This is a genomic window from Metabacillus arenae (assembly GCF_014773385.1).
In the GTDB taxonomy this organism is placed as follows: Bacteria; Bacillota; Bacilli; order Bacillales; family Bacillaceae; genus Metabacillus_D; species Metabacillus_D arenae.
Genome location: NZ_JACXAI010000016.1, coordinates 41,876 through 62,375 on the forward strand (window position 1 = coordinate 41,876; position 20,500 = coordinate 62,375).

Sequence of the window (20,500 nt, forward strand, 5' to 3'; positions counted from 1 at the left end):
TAATGGGTAAAGATGTGATAAAATGCAATACATACTTAAGTAACTGAAATTTTCAAACTACCCAATTATTATAAAACATTTACATGACTGAGAAAGCAGCTTGTTTTTATAAATTGGGATGATTGTTAGAGACAAAGATATAAGGGGTGAATGTGTATGTTTAAGTTTAATGATGAAAAAGGACAGCTAAAATGTTCGTTTTGTGGTAAAACTCAGGACCAAGTTCGTAAACTTGTGGCAGGTCCAGGTGTATATATATGTGATGAGTGTATAGAATTGTGCACGGAAATTGTTGAAGAAGAATTAGGAACTGAAGAAGAAGTAGAATTTAAAGACGTACCTAAACCTAGAGAAATTCGTGAAATCTTAGATGAATATGTTATTGGGCAGGATCAAGCGAAAAAATCCCTTGCTGTTGCTGTTTATAACCATTACAAGCGGATTAATTCCAATAGTAAAGTCGATGATGTAGAGCTTGCAAAAAGTAACATTTCGATGATCGGCCCAACTGGAAGCGGTAAAACGCTGCTTGCTCAAACATTAGCACGAATCTTAAATGTTCCTTTTGCTATTGCTGACGCTACTTCTTTAACTGAAGCCGGATATGTCGGGGAAGATGTAGAAAACATCCTGCTTAAATTAATCCAGGCAGCAGATTATGATGTGGAAAAAGCTGAAAAAGGAATCATCTATATTGATGAAATTGACAAAGTTGCACGTAAATCAGAAAATCCTTCAATTACACGTGATGTTTCTGGTGAAGGGGTGCAGCAAGCTTTGCTCAAAATTCTTGAAGGGACAGTTGCAAGCGTTCCTCCACAAGGCGGAAGAAAACATCCGCATCAAGAGTTTATCCAAATTGACACAACAAACATTCTATTTATTTGCGGCGGTGCGTTTGATGGAATCGAACAAATTATTAAACGCCGCCTAGGCAAGAAAGTGATTGGATTTGGCTCAGACAATAAACAAGAAGACTTGGATCAAAAAACTCTTTTATCAAAGGCGCTTCCTGAAGACCTATTAAAATTTGGTTTAATCCCAGAATTCATTGGCCGCCTGCCAGTCATTGCAAGTTTAGAGCCGTTGGATGAGGATGCTTTAGTTGAAATTTTAACAAAGCCTAAGAATGCGCTTGTGAAGCAATTTCAAAAAATGCTTGATCTTGATGGTGTCGAGCTTGAATTTGAAGAAGATGCTTTAGTAGAAATATCAAAAAAAGCGATTGAACGTAAAACAGGAGCGCGCGGTCTCCGTTCCATTATTGAGGGGATCATGCTTGATGTTATGTTTGATCTGCCGTCTCGTGAAGATATTACAAAATGTATCATTACAGCGGATACTGTTACGAAAAAAATCCCTCCAAAACTATTGATGGACGACGGAACAGTTGTTGAAAAAGACAAGAAAACATCTGCATAATTGAACGATAGGGTAAGCTCTAAAAAGCCAGGTTCTAAATAGGACTTGGCTTTTTGTGTTTTAAAAGCTTAAGTTCATTAAAATTTAAAGAGTGCAACGTAGTTTTTATCGTAGAAATCAGCTTTTTCGCTGGTTTCATCTAATCCCGCCTCCGACATCAGTTCTAGAGGTGAGAGGTGAGAATAGAAACAATCGGCGAGGTACCGATTACCTTCATTTAGAGTTAAAGTTCCCCAAAGGATAGGTTATTTTCAGTTTTTTCGCTGGTTTCAGCCAATCCCACCTCCCACCTTTCATTTCTAGAGGTGAGAAGTGAGAGGTAAGATGAAGCAATTGGCGAGACACCGATTGCCTTCGTTTAAAGTTTAAAGTTTCCCAAAGGATAAGGGTGAATTTTTTAGAAAAGAAATCAGCTCTTTCGCTGATTTCATCTAATCTCACCTCCGATCCCTCACCTCTAGAAAGATGTGCAGTGTTTTTCTAATTAGGTAAGATATTCCTCCTTAATGAATTTCCCATTCAACGTTTATTCCTACAACCCCTCGGAAATACTAGCAAATACAATAAGTGAAAGCGAAATGGAAACTTATTTACAAAACAAAGCATACATAGCAACTATTTTATTTTTTACCCTATTCTAATGGTGGGTGAGACTCCTGGCTTTACTAAGTGGGCACAGCTGCTCATAAGAAAATAACTGCAGTGCCCAGGATAAAGAAAAGCCCCGCTGAAGTTTCACTTTACTATTATTTGAATAGGACAAATCTTAAAGGAGCGGTAAAGAAAAACTAAGCCGCTTATCACATGCTGGAGGGACCTTTATGAGTTGGACTGGAATTGCATTGTTTATTCAACTATTTTTTGGGATTATTATTGGTTTATACTTTTGGAACTTATTGAAAAATCAACGTACACAAAAAGTATCGATCGATAGAGAATCCAAAAAAGAAATGGAGCAGTTACGAAAGATGAGAGCAATAAAATTAACGGAACCATTAGCAGAACGTGTTCGGCCAAAAAGCTTCAACGATATTGTGGGACAAGAGGATGGAATACGTGCTTTAAAAGCAGCGTTATGCGGACCTAACCCGCAGCATGTTATTGTATATGGCCCTCCTGGTGTAGGAAAAACTGCTGCAGCCCGTCTAGTTCTCGAAGAAGCAAGAAGAAATCAAAAATCACCATTTAAACCTCAAGCTGTATTCGTTGAATTAGATGCTACAACAGCCCGATTTGATGAAAGGGGAATAGCAGATCCGTTAATTGGCTCCGTGCATGATCCGATTTATCAGGGGGCTGGCGCTATGGGACAAGCAGGAATTCCTCAGCCAAAACAAGGAGCAGTTACCCATGCACATGGTGGTGTTCTATTCATTGATGAGATCGGCGAATTACACACCATTCAAATGAATAAATTGTTAAAAGTACTTGAAGATCGAAAAGTACATCTAGAAAGTGCCTATTACAGTGAGGAAAACACACAAATACCAAACCATATTCATGATATCTTTAAAAATGGACTACCAGCAGATTTCCGCCTAATTGGTGCCACGACAAGGACGCCGAATGAAATTCCTCCTGCCATAAGATCAAGATGTCTGGAAGTTTTCTTCCGTGAGCTCGATCAAGCAGAATTAGCTGTCGTAGCAAGAAAAGCAGCTGATAAGATTAACATGAGCGTAACAGATGAGGGGATTACCAAGCTTACATCCTATTCCAGAAATGGCAGGGAAGTAGTTAACATGATGCAGATTGCAGCAGGAATTGCTATGGCTGAAGAACGAGATTTTGTAACAGTAGAAGATATTGAATGGGTCATTCATTCCAGCCAGCTCACACCTAGGAATGAAAAGAAGGTTGGTTCTAAAGCAGAGGTAGGGCTCGTAAACGGTCTAGCGGTATATGGACCAAACACCGGTGCTTTGCTTGAAATAGAGGTCAATGTCATTCCTGCAAAAGATAAAGGAACGATTAACATTACAGGAATTGTGGAAGAAGAAAGCATTGGTGATAGAGGAAAAAGTATTCGCAGAAAAAGTATGGCGAAAGGTTCGATAGAAAATGTGCTGACCGTTCTTCGTTCAATGGGGCTTAACTCAGGAGATTATGATATCCATGTGAATTTTCCAGGGGGTATTCCAATTGACGGTCCTTCCGCAGGAATTGCTATGGCAACAGGTATTTTTTCAGCGGTTCATAAAATTCCGATCGACCATACTGTAGCGATGACAGGGGAGATCAGTATCCATGGGAATGTGAAGCCAATTGGAGGGGTAATTCCAAAAATAAAAGCAGCAAAGATTGCTGGTGCAAAAAGGGTTATTATTCCGGAAGAAAATATGCAATCTATTTTGAAAGAAATAGACGGGATCGAAATCCTCCCAGTTTCACATCTTCAGCAAGTTCTTGACTTAGCTTTAATTAATCCACCTACAGAAAACGAACAGCCAATTATTATGCCAGCTGCAAATCAAATTCAAAGACAAGAATCTGTTTGAAAAATGGCTTTTTTCAAAGGGATTTATTAACATACAAATTAAGATGGCTATTAAACAAAGGCATCGATGAATCGGCAATTGCTTCTAGCCTTCCTTATGATCTCTCAGCTTCTTTAGAAACGCTAACTGGGAGTACAACATGCAGCAGCGAAAAGCAGCCAATAAAAAAGGCAATCCTTCAATGGATTTTGCCTTTTTCATTTAATCCATAATATAAAGGATGGAAGCTTCACCGTATTATAAATCAGCCTATACCAGCTTAAAGCTGTTTAATCAATATGTTTTAAAAAGAACAATTGAGGTCCAGCATTTCAAAGGGAACTGGAGTTATAAGACATTTATATTTATAAAATAACTCACAATTTTCTTTTTCTTATAGTGGATAAAGGGTATACTACGTAATGAGTGTCTTAAATAGACACTGGTATTAGAGATAGGTTAGAATTGAACAAGATACAAAGAGAATCTGAGAAATTATGCTACTATTGTCCTGGAGGTGTTTTTAGAGCATGGCGAAAAAAGAACAAACTATCGTCCCCCTCCTTCCTTTAAGGGGTTTGCTAGTTTACCCTACAATGGTCCTTCACTTGGATGTGGGCCGAGATAAATCAATTCAAGCCTTAGAAAAGGCAATGATGGACGACCATATGATTTTTTTGGCAACTCAAAAAGAAATTTCAATAGATGAACCAAATATCGATGAAATCTACCGTATTGGCACACTGACTCGCATTAAACAAATGCTGAAGTTACCAAATGGGACCATTCGTGTTTTAGTTGAGGGAATACAGCGGGCTGAAATTATCCATTATTATGAAACGGAAGAATTATTAGAGGTTGAGATTCAGAAATTCGAAGAGAATGTATCGAAAGATGCAGAAGATGAAGCATTGATGAGATCAATGCTTGATTATTTTGACCAATACATAAAGCTTTCAAAGAAAATTTCTCAAGAAACCTATGCAACTGTTGCAGATGTAGATGAACCGGGACGAATGGCTGACCTTATTACATCACATTTACCTTTGAAACTAAAAGAGAAGCAAGAAGTTCTTGAAACAGTAGATGTGAAAAAACGGTTAAACAAAGTCATTGATATTATCAATAATGAAAAAGAAGTATTAAATCTAGAAAAGAAAATCGGTCAGCGTGTTAAACGCTCGATGGAACGAACACAGAAAGAATACTACCTTCGCGAGCAAATGAAAGCTATTCAAAAAGAACTGGGTGATAAAGAAGGGAAAACAGGAGAAGTTTCCAGTCTGACTGAAAAAATCGAGGAAACAGGTATGCCAGAGCACGTGAAGAAGACTGCTTTTAAAGAGTTAGAAAGGTATGAAAAAGTACCTTCCAGCTCTGCCGAAAGTGCGGTCATTCGTAATTATTTAGATTGGCTTATTTCCCTGCCTTGGTCAAAGGCAACAGAGGATACGCTTGATATCCAGAACGCTGAAAAAATCCTGGAAGATGAGCATTATGGTCTGGAAAAGGTAAAGGAACGGGTATTAGAGTATTTAGCTGTCCAGCAATTAACGAGCTCCTTAAAAGGACCAATTTTGTGCTTGGCGGGACCTCCTGGTGTGGGAAAAACCTCTTTAGCCCGCTCGGTTGCGAAGTCATTAAACCGCAACTTTGTTCGAATTTCCCTTGGCGGTGTTCGAGATGAATCAGAAATTCGTGGTCATCGCCGGACATATGTCGGGGCAATGCCTGGTCGAATCATTCAAGGAATGAAAAAAGCCAGCACCATTAACCCGGTATTTTTACTTGATGAAATTGATAAAATGTCTAGTGATTTCAGGGGCGACCCTTCTTCTGCCCTGCTGGAGGTACTCGATCCAGAACAAAATCATACCTTCAGCGATCACTATATTGAGGAAACCTATGATCTCTCTAAAGTAATGTTTATTGCAACTGCCAACAATTTAGCGACGATTCCCGCACCTCTGCGTGATCGAATGGAAATCATCACGATTGCAGGGTATACAGAGCTTGAAAAAGTTCATATTGCAAAGGAACACCTGCTTACAAAACAAATGAATGCACACGGTTTAAAGAAATCCCAGCTTCAAATTCGCGATGATGCGATGAAAAGTGTAATTCGCTATTACACAAGGGAAGCAGGTGTCCGTGGTTTAGAACGTCAGCTGGCAGCTGTTTGTCGAAAAGCAGCTAAAAAAATTGTTTCAAATGAAAAGAAAAAAATCGTGTTAACAAACAAAAACATTGAAGATTTTTTAGGGAAGAAACAATTCCGATACGGCCAAGCTGAATTTGAGGACCAAATTGGAGTTGCTACAGGGCTTGCATATACAACGGTTGGAGGAGACACGTTGTCAATTGAAGTCTCTTTATCGCCAGGAAAAGGGAAGTTAATTTTGACAGGTAAACTTGGAGACGTTATGAAGGAATCAGCCCAAGCTGCATTCAGTTATATCCGGTCGAGAGCAAATGATTTGAAAATTGATCCCGATTTTCATGAAAAACATGACATTCATATCCATGTTCCTGAAGGTGCTGTTCCAAAGGATGGGCCATCTGCAGGTATCACGATGGCAACTGCATTGATTTCAGCTCTGACAGGAAGACCTGTCCGTAAAGAGGTTGGCATGACAGGGGAAATCACACTTAGAGGGCGCGTACTGCCAATCGGCGGATTAAAAGAAAAATCTTTGAGTGCCCATCGTGCTGGATTGACAAAAGTAATTGTTCCAAAGGAAAATGAAAAGGATTTAGACGATATCCCAGAGAGTGTAAGAAACGAATTAAAGTTTGTTCTTGTTTCACAATTAGATGAAGTTTTAAAACATGCATTGGCAGGAGAAGTAAATGAAAGTAACTAGCTCAGAAATTGTAATAAGTGCCGTCAGACCTGAGCAATACCCTGAGGGTGATCTGCCTGAAATTGCGCTTGCAGGCCGATCAAATGTCGGAAAATCCTCCTTAATAAATAAGCTGTTAAACAGAAAAAGTCTTGCAAGGATCTCTTCAAAGCCAGGCAAAACACAAACATTAAATTTTTATCTTATCAATGAAGTGATGCATTTTGTAGACGTTCCCGGCTATGGCTATGCAAAGGTTTCTAAAAAGGAACGGGAAGCATGGGGTAAAATGATTGAAACTTATATCACTACCCGTGAGAATCTCCGGGCAGTGATATTAATCATAGATGTTCGCCATGACCCGACTTCAGATGATGAGATGATGTATCATTTTCTTAAACATTATGAGATTCCTGCAATTGTTGTAGCAACAAAAGCAGATAAAATCCCTAAAGGAAAGTGGCAAAAACATTTAAAAGCAGTCAAAGAAAAGCTGCAACTTGAAAAAACGGACTCGCTTATTTTATTTTCCTCAGAAACAGGCCAAGGGAAAGACGAAGTATGGTCGACCATTAAAAATTATATTTCATGATAAAAAGCTCTGCTCTGAGACGGACGTAGGATCTCAGCAGAGCTTTTTTTGTTTGCTTTCGGTGCTTTTGTGGTAATAGCTAACAAGGTATCTGATATCGAGAAACTAAAAGCATGTTCTGCCTGTTGATTACATAAGAAGTAATAGGTAGGAAGATTGATTATTCATTGTCGAATTAAATCGAAAAAGGAGGAAAGTTAAGGGATTGAATGGATTAATAAGTATGGTCATCGTAATGAACTGTAAATCGTTCAGGAGAATGATAAGAAAAGATTATTACGAAATATTACTTTTGTAATAAAAACTTATTGTTTGTAAAATGAGAAAAGGTAAAAAATTCTGTTTATAATAGGGGGACAAACATCAATGAAGAATCGAATGATTATTTCAATCATCTCAGTACTCACAATTGGACTTTTGGCTGCTTGCGGGAGCTCATCAAGTTCAGGTGAGGGAGGGATGGATCTAGTTGAGGCAGATAAATTTACATTTGCTTCTTCAGGAGAATTTAAACCGTTTAGTGTGACTGAAGGCGGGGGAAAAATGTCGGGCTTTGATATTGATGTAGCAGAAGCTGTTGCAAAAGAGCTCGGATTAGAGCCTGTACAAAAGAAATTTAAATTTGCCGGTATAGTCGAGGGGGTTAAAACAGGTCGGTTTGATGCAGCTGTCGCCAGTCATACGATAACAGATGAGCGTGCTGAACATGTTGATTTTTCAACTCCTTATTACTATTCGGGACCTCAGATTTTTGTTCGGCCAGATAGCGACATCGAAACAATCGATGATTTAAAAGACAAAGAAGTAGGTGTTTCCAAAGGGTCTACCTATGCAAAGCTTGCATCAGAGAAAACACCAAACGTTGTGGCATATGATAGTGATGTAACAGCCCTTGAAGCTTTAAGTAAAGGGAAACACGACGCTGTTATCACAGATTCTGTAACAGGTGCAGAAGGTATTAACTCTGGATTTAAAATAGAAGGAAGAGAACTGATAGGAAAGAGTGAGCAGGCAATCGCTGTAGCAAAAGAAAATGAACAATTATTAGATGAGATAAATAGTGCTCTTAAAACATTGAAAGAGAACGGTACGTTAAAAGAGATCAGCGAGAAATACTTTGGGAAAGACATCACAGTTAATCCTGACGAGAAGTAAAATCGACGGTTGCCTAAGGCCAAACTGGAGATGCCAGGCTCCTCGAATGAACACTCTGTCTATATGAGTGTGTTAGTCGAGGATAATGGCATCTTGTTTTTTCACTGCCCGTATTTTAAAGCAAGGACCACGAATAGCAAGGAGTGAACAACTATGCCTAGTTTCATGCGTATTGTTGAGGAATTCGGAAATACTTTTGATATATTTCTAAAGGCCATGCTAGTCACTTTGCAAGTTACGGCGATATCCGTATTGATTGCAGTGGTTATCGGCTTGTTTTTTGCATTCTTAAAAATATCTAAAATGAAAATCCTCACATTGATTGCCGATTTTTATATTTATATTGTTCGCGGAACACCTCTAATTGTTCAAATCTTTATTTTCTATTTCGGGCTTACTTCACTAAATATTTCACAATTTTGGTCTGTTGCATTAGGACTAGCTTTTCATAATGGTGCTTACATTGCTGAAATATTCAGGGGATCCATCCAATCAATTGATAAAGGGCAAATGGAGGCCGGAAGATCTCTTGGGATGAGTAATTTTCTTACAATGAGACGAATTATACTTCCACAGGCATTTCGCAGAGCCCTGCCGCCGCTTGGAAATCAGTTTATTATTGCATTAAAAGATTCGTCATTAGCTGCTTTTATAGGTATGAGCGAACTATTTAACGTCGCAACAACACTAGGGGCAAATAATTTCGACAATATGACCTATCTCATAATTGTGGCGGTATATTACCTATTCCTTGTCCTCTTGTTGTCGTTACTTGTTCGTTTTATTGAGAAGAAAATGTCCGCAAGTGACTAAAGGAGGCTCTCAAATGGAAAAGAAAAAAATAGTTGAAATAGAAAAATTAAATAAATCGTTCGGAGATCTTCACGTCTTAAAGGATATCGATATGAAAGTTTATGAGAATGAAGTGGTTTGTTTAATAGGGGCGAGCGGTTCTGGTAAAAGTACACTTTTACGATGTGTCAATTTTCTAGAATTAAAAGAGAGTGGAAGAATTATCTTAGAAGGTCAGGAAATAGACAAAAAGAATAACAATTTAAACGAAATCCGCCAACAGGTTGGTATGGTTTTTCAGCATTTTCATCTGTTTCCGCATATGAGCGTTATTGAAAATATAATAGAGGCGCCTGTACACGTAAAAAAAGTGAAAAAAGAGGTAGCTGTGAAAGAGGCAAGAGAACTTCTTCAGAAGGTAGGACTGCAAGATAAAGAAAATACCTATCCATCAAAACTATCAGGCGGACAAAAGCAGCGCGTTGCTATCGCACGTGCACTTGCGATGAAGCCTAAGGTCATGCTGTTTGATGAACCAACGTCTGCACTAGATCCTGAGCTTGTTGGGGAGGTCCTCTCAACAATGAAGCAGCTTGCGCAAGAAGGAATGACAATGATCGTTGTCACTCATGAAATGGGCTTTGCAAGAGAAGTGGCAGATTCTGTCGTCTACATGCATGATGGAAAAATTGTCGAAGTCGGACAGCCAAATCAGCTTTTTGATGACCCAAAAGAGCAGCGAACAAAAGAATTTTTGCAGGCTGTATTATAAATCGGATGTGGGAGGTCGGAAGTGAGAATAGATGAAATCAGCGAAAGAGCTGATTTCTTTTTTAATTCAAGGTGCCAGGCACCAAATTTTCAATTTGGTGCCTGGCACCTTGAATAGTTTATTTCCTTTTTATAAATAATAAGTAAAAAGCGGTAACAATTAGCAGGATTGGCCAGTATTTATCAAAGTACGCGCGATATGGCTGGATAAAGGAAAAACTATTTATGACTTGTTCATAAAAATGTATAAATAACCCAACTGCCAGCACCACAACACCGGGGAAATATCCATTTTTTCTTCCTTTACCGAGAGCAAATAAGGAGAGCGCGATGATAAGGATGAAGGCAGGTATCGTATCAGGCCAAACTGAATAATGCTGCAGAAGTAAAAAATGGAGCCCGATCCCTGAAAGTGCAATGCCCGGCAAAAAATAAGAAGCCTCTCTCTCTGTTCTTGCAGTAATAAGAAACGAGATACCAAAAAACAACAAAAGCATTTGCCAATGGTTTTCAGCTTGCAGCTTTAAATAGTTGAAAGTTTGGAGGAAATAAAAGGTACCAATACTCAATAGCATATATGGTATAATAGTAGAAATATTTTTCATTTTTAACACCTCGTATGTAAGTTGTTTCTCTTGATTGAAAGCCCTTTTTTTGATATTGTACAAGTTGATTGTTGAAATGAAACGGTATAGAATTTGTCATATGAGTTTTCTGTTCTTACTATATCATAGACATCTACACTTGCGACTTTCATTTTCTTTTCACATTTTACAATCATGCATTTTCTTTTGCATGTTATAATAGTACTAGTTATATTGTTTCTGGGGGTGTGAAAACACACATGCATATTTTAGTTGTCGGCTTAAATTATCGTACGGCCCCTGTCGAAATTCGGGAAAAATTGAGCTTTAATACAAGTGCTCTTGGGGATGCCATGAAGGAATTAAAAAATCAAAAGAGCATTCTTGAAAATATAATTGTCTCTACTTGTAATCGAACAGAGATCTATGCCGTCGTTGATCAGCTTCATACTGGTCGATACTACATGAAAAGATTTTTGGCAGACTGGTTTGAAATGGAGAAAGAAGATATTTCTCCCTATTTGACATTTTACGAAAATGAAGGGGCTGTAGAGCACCTTTTTAGAGTATCGTGCGGCCTGGATTCAATGGTACTTGGAGAGACTCAAATTCTCGGCCAGGTTAAATCAAGCTTTTTGCTGGCTCAGAAAGAGGAAACAATCGGGACTGTTTTTAATCATTTGTTCAAACAAGCAGTGACAGTGGCAAAAAGAGCCCACAACGAAACAGATATTGGCTCTAATGCGGTATCTGTGAGCTATGCAGCAGTGGAGCTGGCTAAAAAGATTTTTGGCCAATTATCATCTATGCATGTTCTCATCCTAGGTGCTGGAAAAATGGGGGAGCTTGCTGCTCAAAATTTGCATGGCAATGGTGTTCGAAAGGTAACTGTTGTCAATCGGACAATTGAAAAAGCTGAAGAGCTTGCAAAACGGTTTTCTGGCGACGCCAAATCAATAAATGAGCTGCAAAGCGCATTGGTTGATGCTGACATATTAATTAGCTCAACTGGTTCGAAAGATTACGTTATCTCGAAAAAGCTAATGGTGAAGGTGGAAAAGTTAAGAAAAGGCCGTCCTCTTTTCATGGTAGATATTGCTGTTCCCCGCGACCTTGATCCAGCATTAGCTGAATTAGAAAGTGTTTTTCTTTATGATATAGACGATTTAGAAGGAATTGTGGAAGCGAATCTTGTGGAGCGTAAAGTGGCTGCTGAACAAATTGAACTGTTAATCGAAGCAGAAATTGTTACCTTTAAGCAATGGTTAGGAACATTGGGAGTTGTTCCTGTCATTTCTGCGCTCAGAGAGAAAGCTTTGACAATCCAAGCTGAAACGATGCAAAGCATTGAACGGAAATTGCCTAATCTTACTGAACGTGAAATAAAATTACTTAACAAACATACAAAAAGCATTATTAATCAAATGCTTCGTGACCCGATCTTAAAAGTAAAAGAATTAGCTGCAGAAGAGGATGCAGAACAATCTCTTGATTTGTTTATGAAAATTTTTGATATTGAACAGGCAGTTAGAGAACTGTCTAACCACGATGAATCGGAAGCTTCTTTTATTAAATCAAACCGGGTAAAAGAGAAGAAAGTTTCACTTCAATTGTAAGTGAAAGGAATTTTACTATGATAGATACAAGTTTGCGGCTCAATGAAGTCACCCTGATCATCTACGCTGTCAGTGTCTTATTGTATTTTATAGATTTTCTCCATCACAACCGGAAGGCGAATCAGTCAGCTTTCTGGTTGCTTTCTATTGTTTGGATTTTACAAACAATTTTTTTGTTTTATCAGATGTATACAACAGGTAGATTCCCAATTTTAAATATTTCCGAAGGACTCTATTTTTATACTTGGGTACTAGTCACTCTTTCGCTAGCGATAGCTAAATTCCTTAGAGTAGAGTTCATTGTATTTTTTACGAATATTCTTGGTTTTATGATGCTCGCTATACATACATTTTCTCCATCAGAGGGTCAATCGGCTGCAGTATCAGGTCAGCTAGTATCAGAGCTGTTATTTATTCACATTACCATGGCGATTTTAAGCTATGGAGCGTTTTCAATATCCTTTGTTTTTTCAAGCTTGTATTTGCTTCAATATAATCTGCTGAAAAAGAAAAAATGGGGTAAACGGCTTTTAAGAATTGAAGATTTGTCAAAGCTGGATCATATGTCGTATGTTTTAACTGTTATTGGAGTACCTATGCTGTTATTAAGCCTTATACTCGGAGCGGTTTGGGCATATATTAAACTTCCTGAATTTCATTGGTTTGATACAAAAGTACTTGGCTCGTTTTTGGTTTTGGGAGCCTATAGCGTTTATTTGTATAAAAAAACGGTTACCGGTCTGCAAGGAAGAAATATTGCATTATGGAATGCTGCATCTTTCCTTGTTCTACTAATTAACTTTTTCTTATTTGGAAGTTTATCTAATTTTCACTGGTTTTCATAAGGTTCAGTCACAAGTAGGAGGATTTGTTACATGCGAAAAATTATCGTAGGTTCCAGAAGAAGTAAGCTTGCTCTTACACAAACGAATTGGTTTATTGACCAATTAAGACAATTAGGGCTGCCGTTTGAGTTTGAAGTAAAAGAGATCGTCACAAAGGGTGACCGTATTTTAGATGTTACGTTGTCTAAAGTTGGCGGGAAAGGCCTTTTCGTAAAGGAAATTGAACAGGCAATGCTTGACGGTGAAATTGATATGGCTGTACACAGTATGAAGGATATGCCAGCAGTATTGCCTGAAGGACTTACGATTGGTTGTATTCCTGCTCGAGAGGACCATCGTGATGCCCTTATTTCAAAAGACCATAAAAGCCTTGCTGAATTACCTGCAGGAGCAGTTATCGGCACAAGCAGCTTGCGTCGCGGTGCGCAGATTTTGGCTAGACGCCCTGACCTTGAGATCAAGTGGATTAGAGGAAACATTGATACAAGGCTTACTAAGCTGAAAAATGAAGAATATGACGGGATTATTCTGGCAGCTGCAGGCTTATCCAGAATGGGATGGAGCAAAGATGTTGTGACTGAATTTTTAAATCCTGATGTATGTTTACCTGCAGTTGGACAAGGTGCTTTATCCATTGAATGCCGAAAAGATGATAAAGAGCTGCTTGGATTACTTGCTCATGTTCAGGATGAGATCACGGCTAAAGCTGTTTATGCGGAAAGGGCCTTCCTTCATAAAATGGAAGGAGGATGTCAGGTTCCGATTGCGGGATATGCAACCGTAAACAAAGGAGAAGTGACATTAACCGCTTTAATTGCTTCACCAGACGGAAAAACTATTTATAAAGAAATGGAATGTGGAAAAGACCCTATCGAGGTGGGCCATGCTGTTTCGAATAGACTAGCAGGACAAGGAGCAAAAACACTGATCGATCGAGTGAAAGAGGAGCTAGGGCAAGGATGAGGTCTGTTAAAGAGCCGTTAAAAGGGAAGAAGGTATTAATCACCAGAAGCAGAACACAAGCCGCTCCATTTGTTGAAAAAATTGAGAAGTTAGGTGCTGAATCGATTTTAGCGCCGCTTATATCATTTAAGCCTGCACCCGAATCGGAAGAAATTCAAAGCGTATTTCGTAACCTGCATACTTATAAGTGGCTTATTTTCACGAGTGTAAACGGTGTTCGCTATTTTTTTAAGCTGTTTGACAAATATGGGTTAAGCAAAAGCCTGCTTAAGAATCATCTAATAGCAGCTGTGGGAGAAAAAACAAAAGCCAGCCTTGAAAAGCTTGGTTTTTTTGTAAGAGTAACCCCAAATGAGTTTGTGGCTGAAAGATTAGCGGATGCTTTAACGGCTGTTATTAATAAGGATGAGAGTGCTTTGTTGATTAGAGGTAACTTATCTAGAGAAATCATTATTGAAAGAATGCGTAATCATCATATTAATATCACGCCATTAACGGTTTATCAAAATGTACATAACGATGAAGCTATTTCCATTCTAACTGATTCGCTCGCAAAGAATGAAATAGACTATATAACATTTACAAGCTCTTCAGCTGTAGACCGGTTTATGGACGTCATTCGTAAAAGTGAGCTCGAAGCTTTATTAAAATCAGTTCATTTTATTTGTATTGGCCCTATTACTAGAGATACATTAGAGAAGTATGGATATAAAGGATATATGCCGGCAAAATATACAATTGATTGCATGATTGAATTGATGGCTACTTTTGAAAGATCGTAGAGGAGGAGCTGTAAGATGGACTTACAATTTAATAGACATCGCAGGTTAAGAAACAGCGCTGGAATGAGGTCGCTTGTAAGAGAAACCCATTTACGTACAGAAGATTTTATTTATCCGATTTTTGTTGTGGAAGGGGAAAAAATTAAGAAGGAAGTCCCTTCTATGCCAGATGTATATCACATTTCTCTTGATTACCTAAATGAGGAAATCGATGAGCTGGTGGGCCTTGGAATCCAATCCGTGATTGTTTTCGGTGTTCCGGCCGAAAAAGATGAAGTTGGTTCTCAGGCATATCATGACCTTGGAATTGTACAAAAAGCAATCTCTCAAATTAAAGAAAGTTTTCCAGAACTGGTTGTTGCAGCAGATACATGTTTATGCCAATACACCAGCCATGGGCACTGCGGGATTGTGGAAAACGGGAAAATTTTAAATGATCCTACTCTAAACCTTTTAGCTAAAACCGCAATAAGCCAAGCGAGAGCGGGTGCAGATATTATCGCACCTTCTAATATGATGGACGGCTTCGTTGCTGCAATCAGACATGGTCTTGATGAAGCTGGGTTTGAAGATGTTCCAATTATGTCCTATGCTGTGAAATATGCGAGTGCTTTTTATGGACCATTCCGTGATGCTGCGCACAGCACACCTCAATTTGGAGATCGTAAAGAATATCAAATGGATCCGGCTAACCGAATGGAAGCCTTGAGAGAGGCTGAATCTGATGTGATAGAAGGAGCGGACTTTTTGATTGTCAAGCCTGCTTTATCTTATTTGGATATTATTCGCGATGTTAAAAACAACTTTAATTTACCTGTAGTAGCCTACAATGTAAGCGGAGAATATTCGATGATAAAAGCAGCAGCACAAAATGGCTGGATTGATGAAAAAACAATTGTAATAGAAATGTTAACAAGTATGAAGCGTGCTGGAGTAGACTTAATTATCACTTATTTTGCAAAAGATGTTTCACGCTGGCTTAAACAAGAATAAAGTGAAACTTCCATCAGTGGTTTTTCTGATGGTCAGTCTGAGGCCCACAGGATGTTGGTCACACAGACGTTGCTGCAGAATGTCGGGTTCTTAGTCTGTGTTCCTTTTTTCTTGACTCTTGCGGACAGTTGATTGATCTTTCTGCCATTTATAAGTAGGGTAAAGTGAAATTTGCAGGCAAAGCATGGGGTTCATGTATACAGGATGTGCAAAAGAAGACATATGGGACATGACAATTTTGTCTTCTTTTCATTAATATTCCACTGTTTATCATCCAGTGGCCCACAGGCTGCGGCGTTTTTAGGGTAAGTTATCGTGACTTCTTTTTGCTTCGTTAGAATCTAGAGGCGGGCTGCATATTCACGTGAAAATAGTCATTTTCATCATTATTGATAAAGCTTTATTTCATGGTTTGGCTGTTAAGAGCGGCATAACCTCAAATCTATTAACAAAGGGGTTCTAAATGATGAGAAACTTTCAAAAGTCAAAAACTGCCTTCAAGAAGGCAAATAGATTAATGCCTGGCGGCGTAAATAGTCCGGTTCGGGCATTTAAGTCTGTAAACATGGATCCAATTTTCATGGAGCGTGGAAAGGGTTCTAAAATTTATGACATTGATGGAAACGAGTATATTGATTATGTTCTTTCCTGGGGGCCTCTCATCCTCGGCCATGCAAATGATCAAGTAGTTGAATCAGTGAAAAAAGTCGTTGAATCCGGAACAAGTTTCGGTGCTCCTACAGAAATTGAAAATGAACTTGCAAAGCTAGTGATTGAACGAGTACCATCAATTGAAATTGTCAGAATGGTCTCTTCAGGTACAGAAGCGACGATGAGTGCTCTTCGTCTTGCAAGGGGATATACGGGCAGAAATAAAATTGTTAAGTTTGAAGGATGTTACCATGGACATGGTGACTCTTTATTAATTAAAGCTGGTTCTGGTGTTGCGACATTAGGTTTGCCTGATAGTCCAGGGGTTCCTGAAGGAGTAGCCAAAAATACTATTACAGTCCCTTATAATGATTTAGAAAGTATTCGCTATGCATTTGAGCAATTCGGTGACGATATTGCTGGTGTGATCGTAGAGCCGGTTGCAGGCAACATGGGAGTCGTTCCTCCACAACCCGGGTTTCTGGAAGGCCTAAGAGAGATAACTTCTCAGAATGGCTCTTTATTGATATTTGATGAAGTTATGACTGGTTTCCGGGTAGATTATCACTCAGCTCAAGGATATTTTGATGTGACTCCCGACTTAACATGTTTAGGAAAAGTAATTGGAGGCGGGTTGCCTGTTGGAGCTTATGGGGGCAAAGCAGAAATCATGGAACAAATTGCCCCGAGCGGTCCGATCTATCAGGCGGGGACACTTTCCGGAAATCCTCTTGCCATGACAGCCGGGTTTGAAACATTAAAACAATTATCTCCTGCCAGCTATCAAGAATTTAATCGAAAAGCAGAATTTCTTGAAAATGGGCTGAAAAAAGCTGCAGAAAAATATCATATTCCTCACGCTGTTAATCGTGCAGGTTCTATGGTAGGATTCTTCTTCACAAATAATTCAGTCACTAATTTTGAGAAAGCTAAAACTTCTGATTTAGCGATGTTTGCTGTTTATTATCGTGAAATGGCGGAGAAAGGTGTATTTTTACCTCCTTCCCAATTTGAAGGACTATTTTTATCAACAGCACATACAGATGAAGATTTGGAAAAAACAATTCAAGCTGCTGAGGAAGCTTTTGCAAAGATTGCTAGATAAAGACCTGGGATCAGGCACCATAAATTATATTGGTGCCTGATCCCTTATTTAGTTATCATATTTTATCCTTTTGTCACATAAACCTTTAATGTCATAGTATTCGTTTGTTTGATTGACGAAAGGAGGATTTTATTAATGTCACAGGAATCACCTCTACGTTTCTCAGTAGAAGAATCTGTATGGTTTCAAAAAGGACAGGAAGTCTCAGAGCTATTATCAATCTCCTTAGATCCCGACATCGCCATTTATGAGCATGATCAGTATATTTCCATCCGAGGTGCACTCAAACTTCATGGTGAGTACAAAATAGATGAAGAGCAGGACGGGGCGGAAGAATCGTTTGAGTACTCGCATTATCGGTATGTGAATGAGGTCTCAACTAGAGAAGATGGAATTAGTATCCTATCACATCGTTTTCCGGTAGATATTACAATTCCTAAAAATCGGATATCCAACCTGGATGATGTGTATGTCATGATTGAATCTTTTGATTATGAAATTCCTGAACAAAAGTGTATAAAGCTGGTGGCAGACTTATCAATATGCGGAATTTCAGATCAAGAAGCTGAAAGAGTGGATGAAGATCAAGAAATGCAAAGTATCAAGCTTGAAGAAGAAATCGAAGAAGAAATAGAAGATAATGAACCTGTAGAAGCGGCAGAAGAAGAATTGGAAGCTCTCTACAGAGGTCCTCAAGCGTTAGCTTATGAAGAAGAGAAATTAGTTGATGAAGAAGAAGAAAAGCTTGAAGAAAAAACCTATTCGAATGCCGCAATTGAATCACCTTATGAAGATGAATCTGTTCAAGAACATGTTTATGAACCATTCGAAGTAGAAGTAAGAAAGCAGATCCTTGAAGAAAAAGAGGAAAAAGACCAAGAACCAGAAGTTCATTATTCTTCTCATTTTTATAGTGAACCCAAGCAAGACAAAGCAGAAAAGGAAGGGCGGGAAGAACAAGAAGAGATTGTTTCGAAAAAAGAGAGTGATAACTCACTGTATCTAACAAAGCTGTTTGAAAGAGAAAATGAAGAAGAATTTTCAAAACTGAAAATTTGTATCGCTCAGCAAGGTGATACAGTCCATACGATTTGCGAACGGTATGATATCACGCTCCAGCAGCTAAGCAGAGTGAATCAGTTCGGTGCTGATCAAGATGTTTACGAAGGACAGATTGTATATATACCGGCATATGTAGGGAGCTGAAATTTAGAGTATCATTGATATTTAAATAAAGACAATCGATACTTCATCGATTGCAGAGTGATAGGCTTTGCTTCAAATAGAAACAAAGTTTGCGAAAACAGCCATTGGAAGAAACAGCTGAATCGTTATTCATGCTGTTTTTTCCAATATATACTGTTTAAAATAATGGAAAGTGTTTATGTTTATCACTATAGTAGCCCTTATAGAGGAGGATCATCCGTTAGAAAGGGATGAAGGAGAGGCTGCGTAATGGCAAAAGAGTTGACTGAAAAGATTAGAGCAATAGTTTCTCATTATGGTTTGGATATAGAATATGTTGAGGTAATTAGTAAAAAAGTATATAAAGTCTACACTGCACAAGGATCTTTTGCATTAAAAGAATTATCATCAGCAAGAAATCAGAGATTTTTTGAAACATACGAAAATCTATATAAAAGTAATTATCAATCGTTTGTCCCCATATTCTCAACAAAAGAGCAACATCCAATTGTAACGGATGGGGAGAAACAATACTACTTAATGCCCTGGTATTTGCCTTTTCAAGATGAAGAGCGAGATGAGCGCCACAAATACCTTTTTAAAGAGGCGGCAGAACTTCATAAAAAAACGATAAAAGAAATACCATTAAACAAAGAAGAAACAAGAATATACTATGAAAAGACAAAGCAGTTATGGAATGAAAATAAAATGAATTATGAAAAATTTGTCGACAAGTCTGAGAAGAAATGGTATGTATCTCCTTTTGAATTGCAAGCACTGACCTATTATATTGAGGCTTCTCGAGCAACAGACTTTGCCCTTGAAAAGCTGGATGAATGGTTTGAAGCTGTGAAGGATCTGGAAGAAACGAGAATTGTTTATATTCATGGAAGATTATCAGCTCATCATTTTTTATATGATGATGAGGGGACAGGACATTTTATTAATTTCGAACAAGCTGCATATGCACCGCCGATAAATGATCTTCTTCTCTTTTATTTTCGAACTTTAAACTCCTATCCTGTTACATGCAATGAATGTGTCGACTGGTTTTATACGTACTCTGCAAACTTTCCGTTGAAAGAAGAGGAGAAAAACCTCTTTTTAAGCTATCTTGCTTATCCAAACTCAATCTATAAGGTTGTGCAATCTTACCAGAAAAAAAATCGGTCAAAAAAATCACAATTAGAAGAAACAAAAGAAATTACAAAAGCCTATTGGCAGTTCAAAAATATTGAACATTTGGTAATGACTATATCAGATATCGAAGCAAGGAAAAAAGCTGAGCAAGAAGCGGCTGAATCTTAAATTGTAACGCCGGCACCAGTAGTTTAGGTGCTATTTTTTTGTCGTTTCAGAAAGTTTAAGATGATTAAAGTTGTAACGTATTATAGGTTTAGTATAAAAGATATACCCTTCAACATTACGACAGTAGAAGGGTTAAAACACTTCAAAATGAAAGGCGAGGGCAAGAAGTATTAAAATAGCAAGCAGGAACACATCAAAGGTGGTTGGGAAAAATAATGTCCGTATACCCTGGAATATGGTTAAGGGGATGATTATCTGGACTCCGACTGACCGCACTTGTCTTACCCATGATGGGAGAGTATAGCGGTTAAACTTTTGTCTCATGCTAGTTTCCTCCATAATCATTGTTACAGTAATCTTATGTATAAGAGGAAAGACAAGTGCCTGTCTAGGCAAAGATTAATAGGTAAGTATCC

General features: G+C 38.4%; 17 protein-coding genes. 15 read left to right on the plus strand and 2 right to left on the minus strand.

Annotated features, from left to right (window positions below; all coding sequences use genetic code 11):
* The first annotated feature begins 156 nt into the window (after positions 1-156).
* From clpX to IC621_RS13170, 7 genes are all read left to right on the plus strand, one after another.
* Positions 157-1,422 (plus strand): ATP-dependent protease ATP-binding subunit ClpX, encoded by a 1,266-nt coding sequence (gene clpX, locus IC621_RS13140; protein WP_191158774.1) that lies wholly within the window; start codon positions 157-159, stop codon positions 1,420-1,422.
* 821 nt (positions 1,423-2,243) lie between these two features.
* The gene (gene lonB, locus IC621_RS13145) at positions 2,244-3,920 is read left to right on the plus strand and encodes an ATP-dependent protease LonB (RefSeq protein WP_191158775.1); all 1,677 of its coding nucleotides are present in this window, start codon (positions 2,244-2,246) and stop codon (positions 3,918-3,920) included.
* Between the two features lie 509 nt (positions 3,921-4,429).
* On the plus strand, positions 4,430-6,763 hold the full coding sequence (gene lon, locus IC621_RS13150) for an endopeptidase La (RefSeq protein ID WP_191158776.1): 2,334 nt from the start codon (positions 4,430-4,432) through the stop codon (positions 6,761-6,763).
* A complete protein-coding gene (gene yihA / locus IC621_RS13155; protein WP_191158777.1) occupies positions 6,750-7,334 on the plus strand; it encodes a ribosome biogenesis GTP-binding protein YihA/YsxC in 585 nt (194 codons plus the stop codon). Before lon ends, yihA begins: the two co-directional genes overlap by 14 nt.
* Before the next feature lie 366 nt (positions 7,335-7,700).
* Positions 7,701-8,489, plus strand: a complete 789-nt coding sequence (locus IC621_RS13160; RefSeq protein WP_191158778.1) for a transporter substrate-binding domain-containing protein — start codon at positions 7,701-7,703, stop codon at positions 8,487-8,489.
* A 153-nt stretch (positions 8,490-8,642) separates the two neighbouring features.
* Complete coding sequence (locus IC621_RS13165) at positions 8,643-9,302, plus strand: amino acid ABC transporter permease (RefSeq protein WP_224752515.1); 660 nt, start codon at positions 8,643-8,645, stop codon at positions 9,300-9,302.
* Positions 9,303-9,315: 13 nt separating this feature from the next.
* The gene (locus IC621_RS13170) at positions 9,316-10,053 is read left to right on the plus strand and encodes an amino acid ABC transporter ATP-binding protein (RefSeq protein WP_224752516.1); all 738 of its coding nucleotides are present in this window, start codon (positions 9,316-9,318) and stop codon (positions 10,051-10,053) included.
* Positions 10,054-10,171: 118 nt separating this feature from the next.
* Here the strand turns inward: IC621_RS13170 and IC621_RS13175 are convergent, their stop codons facing one another.
* The gene (locus IC621_RS13175) at positions 10,172-10,657 is read right to left on the minus strand and encodes a LiaF transmembrane domain-containing protein (RefSeq protein ID WP_191158779.1); all 486 of its coding nucleotides are present in this window, start codon (positions 10,655-10,657) and stop codon (positions 10,172-10,174) included.
* 239 nt (positions 10,658-10,896) lie between these two features.
* On the opposite strand from IC621_RS13175, the gene hemA reads away from it, so the two are divergent.
* The 8 genes from hemA (at position 10,897) to ysxE (ending at position 20,084) form a co-directional block, all read left to right on the plus strand.
* The gene (gene hemA / locus IC621_RS13180; protein WP_191158854.1) at positions 10,897-12,252 is read left to right on the plus strand and encodes a glutamyl-tRNA reductase; all 1,356 of its coding nucleotides are present in this window, start codon (positions 10,897-10,899) and stop codon (positions 12,250-12,252) included.
* Positions 12,253-12,269: 17 nt separating this feature from the next.
* Positions 12,270-13,097: a cytochrome C assembly family protein gene (locus IC621_RS13185; protein ID WP_191158780.1), complete on the plus strand. Its 828-nt coding sequence runs from the start codon at positions 12,270-12,272 to the stop codon at positions 13,095-13,097.
* Between the two features lie 30 nt (positions 13,098-13,127).
* Positions 13,128-14,060 carry a hydroxymethylbilane synthase gene (hemC, locus tag IC621_RS13190; RefSeq protein WP_191158781.1) on the plus strand — a complete coding sequence of 311 codons (933 nt, stop codon included), beginning with the start codon at positions 13,128-13,130 and terminating at the stop codon, positions 14,058-14,060.
* A complete protein-coding gene (locus IC621_RS13195) occupies positions 14,057-14,842 on the plus strand; it encodes a uroporphyrinogen-III synthase (RefSeq protein WP_191158782.1) in 786 nt (261 codons plus the stop codon). The genes hemC and IC621_RS13195 overlap by 4 nt, the downstream gene beginning before the upstream one ends.
* A 15-nt stretch (positions 14,843-14,857) precedes the next feature.
* A complete protein-coding gene (gene hemB, locus IC621_RS13200) occupies positions 14,858-15,835 on the plus strand; it encodes a porphobilinogen synthase (RefSeq protein ID WP_191158783.1) in 978 nt (325 codons plus the stop codon).
* A gap of 466 nt (positions 15,836-16,301) precedes the next feature.
* Entirely contained in the window at positions 16,302-17,591 is a 1,290-nt protein-coding gene (gene hemL, locus IC621_RS13205; protein WP_191158784.1) for a glutamate-1-semialdehyde 2,1-aminomutase, read from the plus strand.
* Positions 17,592-17,726: 135 nt separating this feature from the next.
* Positions 17,727-18,797: a stage VI sporulation protein D gene (gene spoVID / locus IC621_RS13210; RefSeq protein ID WP_191158785.1), complete on the plus strand. Its 1,071-nt coding sequence runs from the start codon at positions 17,727-17,729 to the stop codon at positions 18,795-18,797.
* A 249-nt stretch (positions 18,798-19,046) separates the two neighbouring features.
* Positions 19,047-20,084, plus strand: coding sequence for a spore coat protein YsxE (ysxE, locus tag IC621_RS13215; RefSeq protein WP_191158786.1), 1,038 nt, complete (start codon positions 19,047-19,049; stop codon positions 20,082-20,084).
* Positions 20,085-20,216: 132 nt separating this feature from the next.
* On the opposite strand, the gene IC621_RS26505 is transcribed toward ysxE, so the two are convergent.
* Complete coding sequence (locus IC621_RS26505) at positions 20,217-20,408, minus strand: hypothetical protein (protein WP_224752517.1); 192 nt, start codon at positions 20,406-20,408, stop codon at positions 20,217-20,219.
* Positions 20,409-20,500 lie beyond the last annotated feature (92 nt).

Excerpts from the sequence above, each read along its gene's own strand:
- clpX (WP_191158774.1), top strand. The coding sequence starts at position 157 with ATGTTTAAGTTTAATGATGAAAAAGGACAGCTAAAATGTTCGTTTTGT.
- lonB (WP_191158775.1), top strand. The coding sequence starts at position 2,244 with ATGAGTTGGACTGGAATTGCATTGTTTATTCAACTATTTTTTGGGATT.
- lon (WP_191158776.1), top strand. The coding sequence starts at position 4,430 with ATGGCGAAAAAAGAACAAACTATCGTCCCCCTCCTTCCTTTAAGGGGT.
- yihA (WP_191158777.1), top strand. The coding sequence starts at position 6,750 with ATGAAAGTAACTAGCTCAGAAATTGTAATAAGTGCCGTCAGACCTGAG.
- IC621_RS13160 (WP_191158778.1), top strand. The coding sequence starts at position 7,701 with ATGAAGAATCGAATGATTATTTCAATCATCTCAGTACTCACAATTGGA.
- IC621_RS13165 (WP_224752515.1), top strand. The coding sequence starts at position 8,643 with ATGCCTAGTTTCATGCGTATTGTTGAGGAATTCGGAAATACTTTTGAT.
- IC621_RS13170 (WP_224752516.1), top strand. The coding sequence starts at position 9,316 with ATGGAAAAGAAAAAAATAGTTGAAATAGAAAAATTAAATAAATCGTTC.
- IC621_RS13175 (WP_191158779.1), bottom strand. The coding sequence starts at position 10,657 with ATGAAAAATATTTCTACTATTATACCATATATGCTATTGAGTATTGGT.
- hemA (WP_191158854.1), top strand. The coding sequence starts at position 10,897 with ATGCATATTTTAGTTGTCGGCTTAAATTATCGTACGGCCCCTGTCGAA.
- IC621_RS13185 (WP_191158780.1), top strand. The coding sequence starts at position 12,270 with ATGATAGATACAAGTTTGCGGCTCAATGAAGTCACCCTGATCATCTAC.
- hemC (WP_191158781.1), top strand. The coding sequence starts at position 13,128 with ATGCGAAAAATTATCGTAGGTTCCAGAAGAAGTAAGCTTGCTCTTACA.
- IC621_RS13195 (WP_191158782.1), top strand. The coding sequence starts at position 14,057 with ATGAGGTCTGTTAAAGAGCCGTTAAAAGGGAAGAAGGTATTAATCACC.
- hemB (WP_191158783.1), top strand. The coding sequence starts at position 14,858 with ATGGACTTACAATTTAATAGACATCGCAGGTTAAGAAACAGCGCTGGA.
- hemL (WP_191158784.1), top strand. The coding sequence starts at position 16,302 with ATGAGAAACTTTCAAAAGTCAAAAACTGCCTTCAAGAAGGCAAATAGA.
- spoVID (WP_191158785.1), top strand. The coding sequence starts at position 17,727 with ATGTCACAGGAATCACCTCTACGTTTCTCAGTAGAAGAATCTGTATGG.
- ysxE (WP_191158786.1), top strand. The coding sequence starts at position 19,047 with ATGGCAAAAGAGTTGACTGAAAAGATTAGAGCAATAGTTTCTCATTAT.
- IC621_RS26505 (WP_224752517.1), bottom strand. The coding sequence starts at position 20,408 with ATGAGACAAAAGTTTAACCGCTATACTCTCCCATCATGGGTAAGACAA.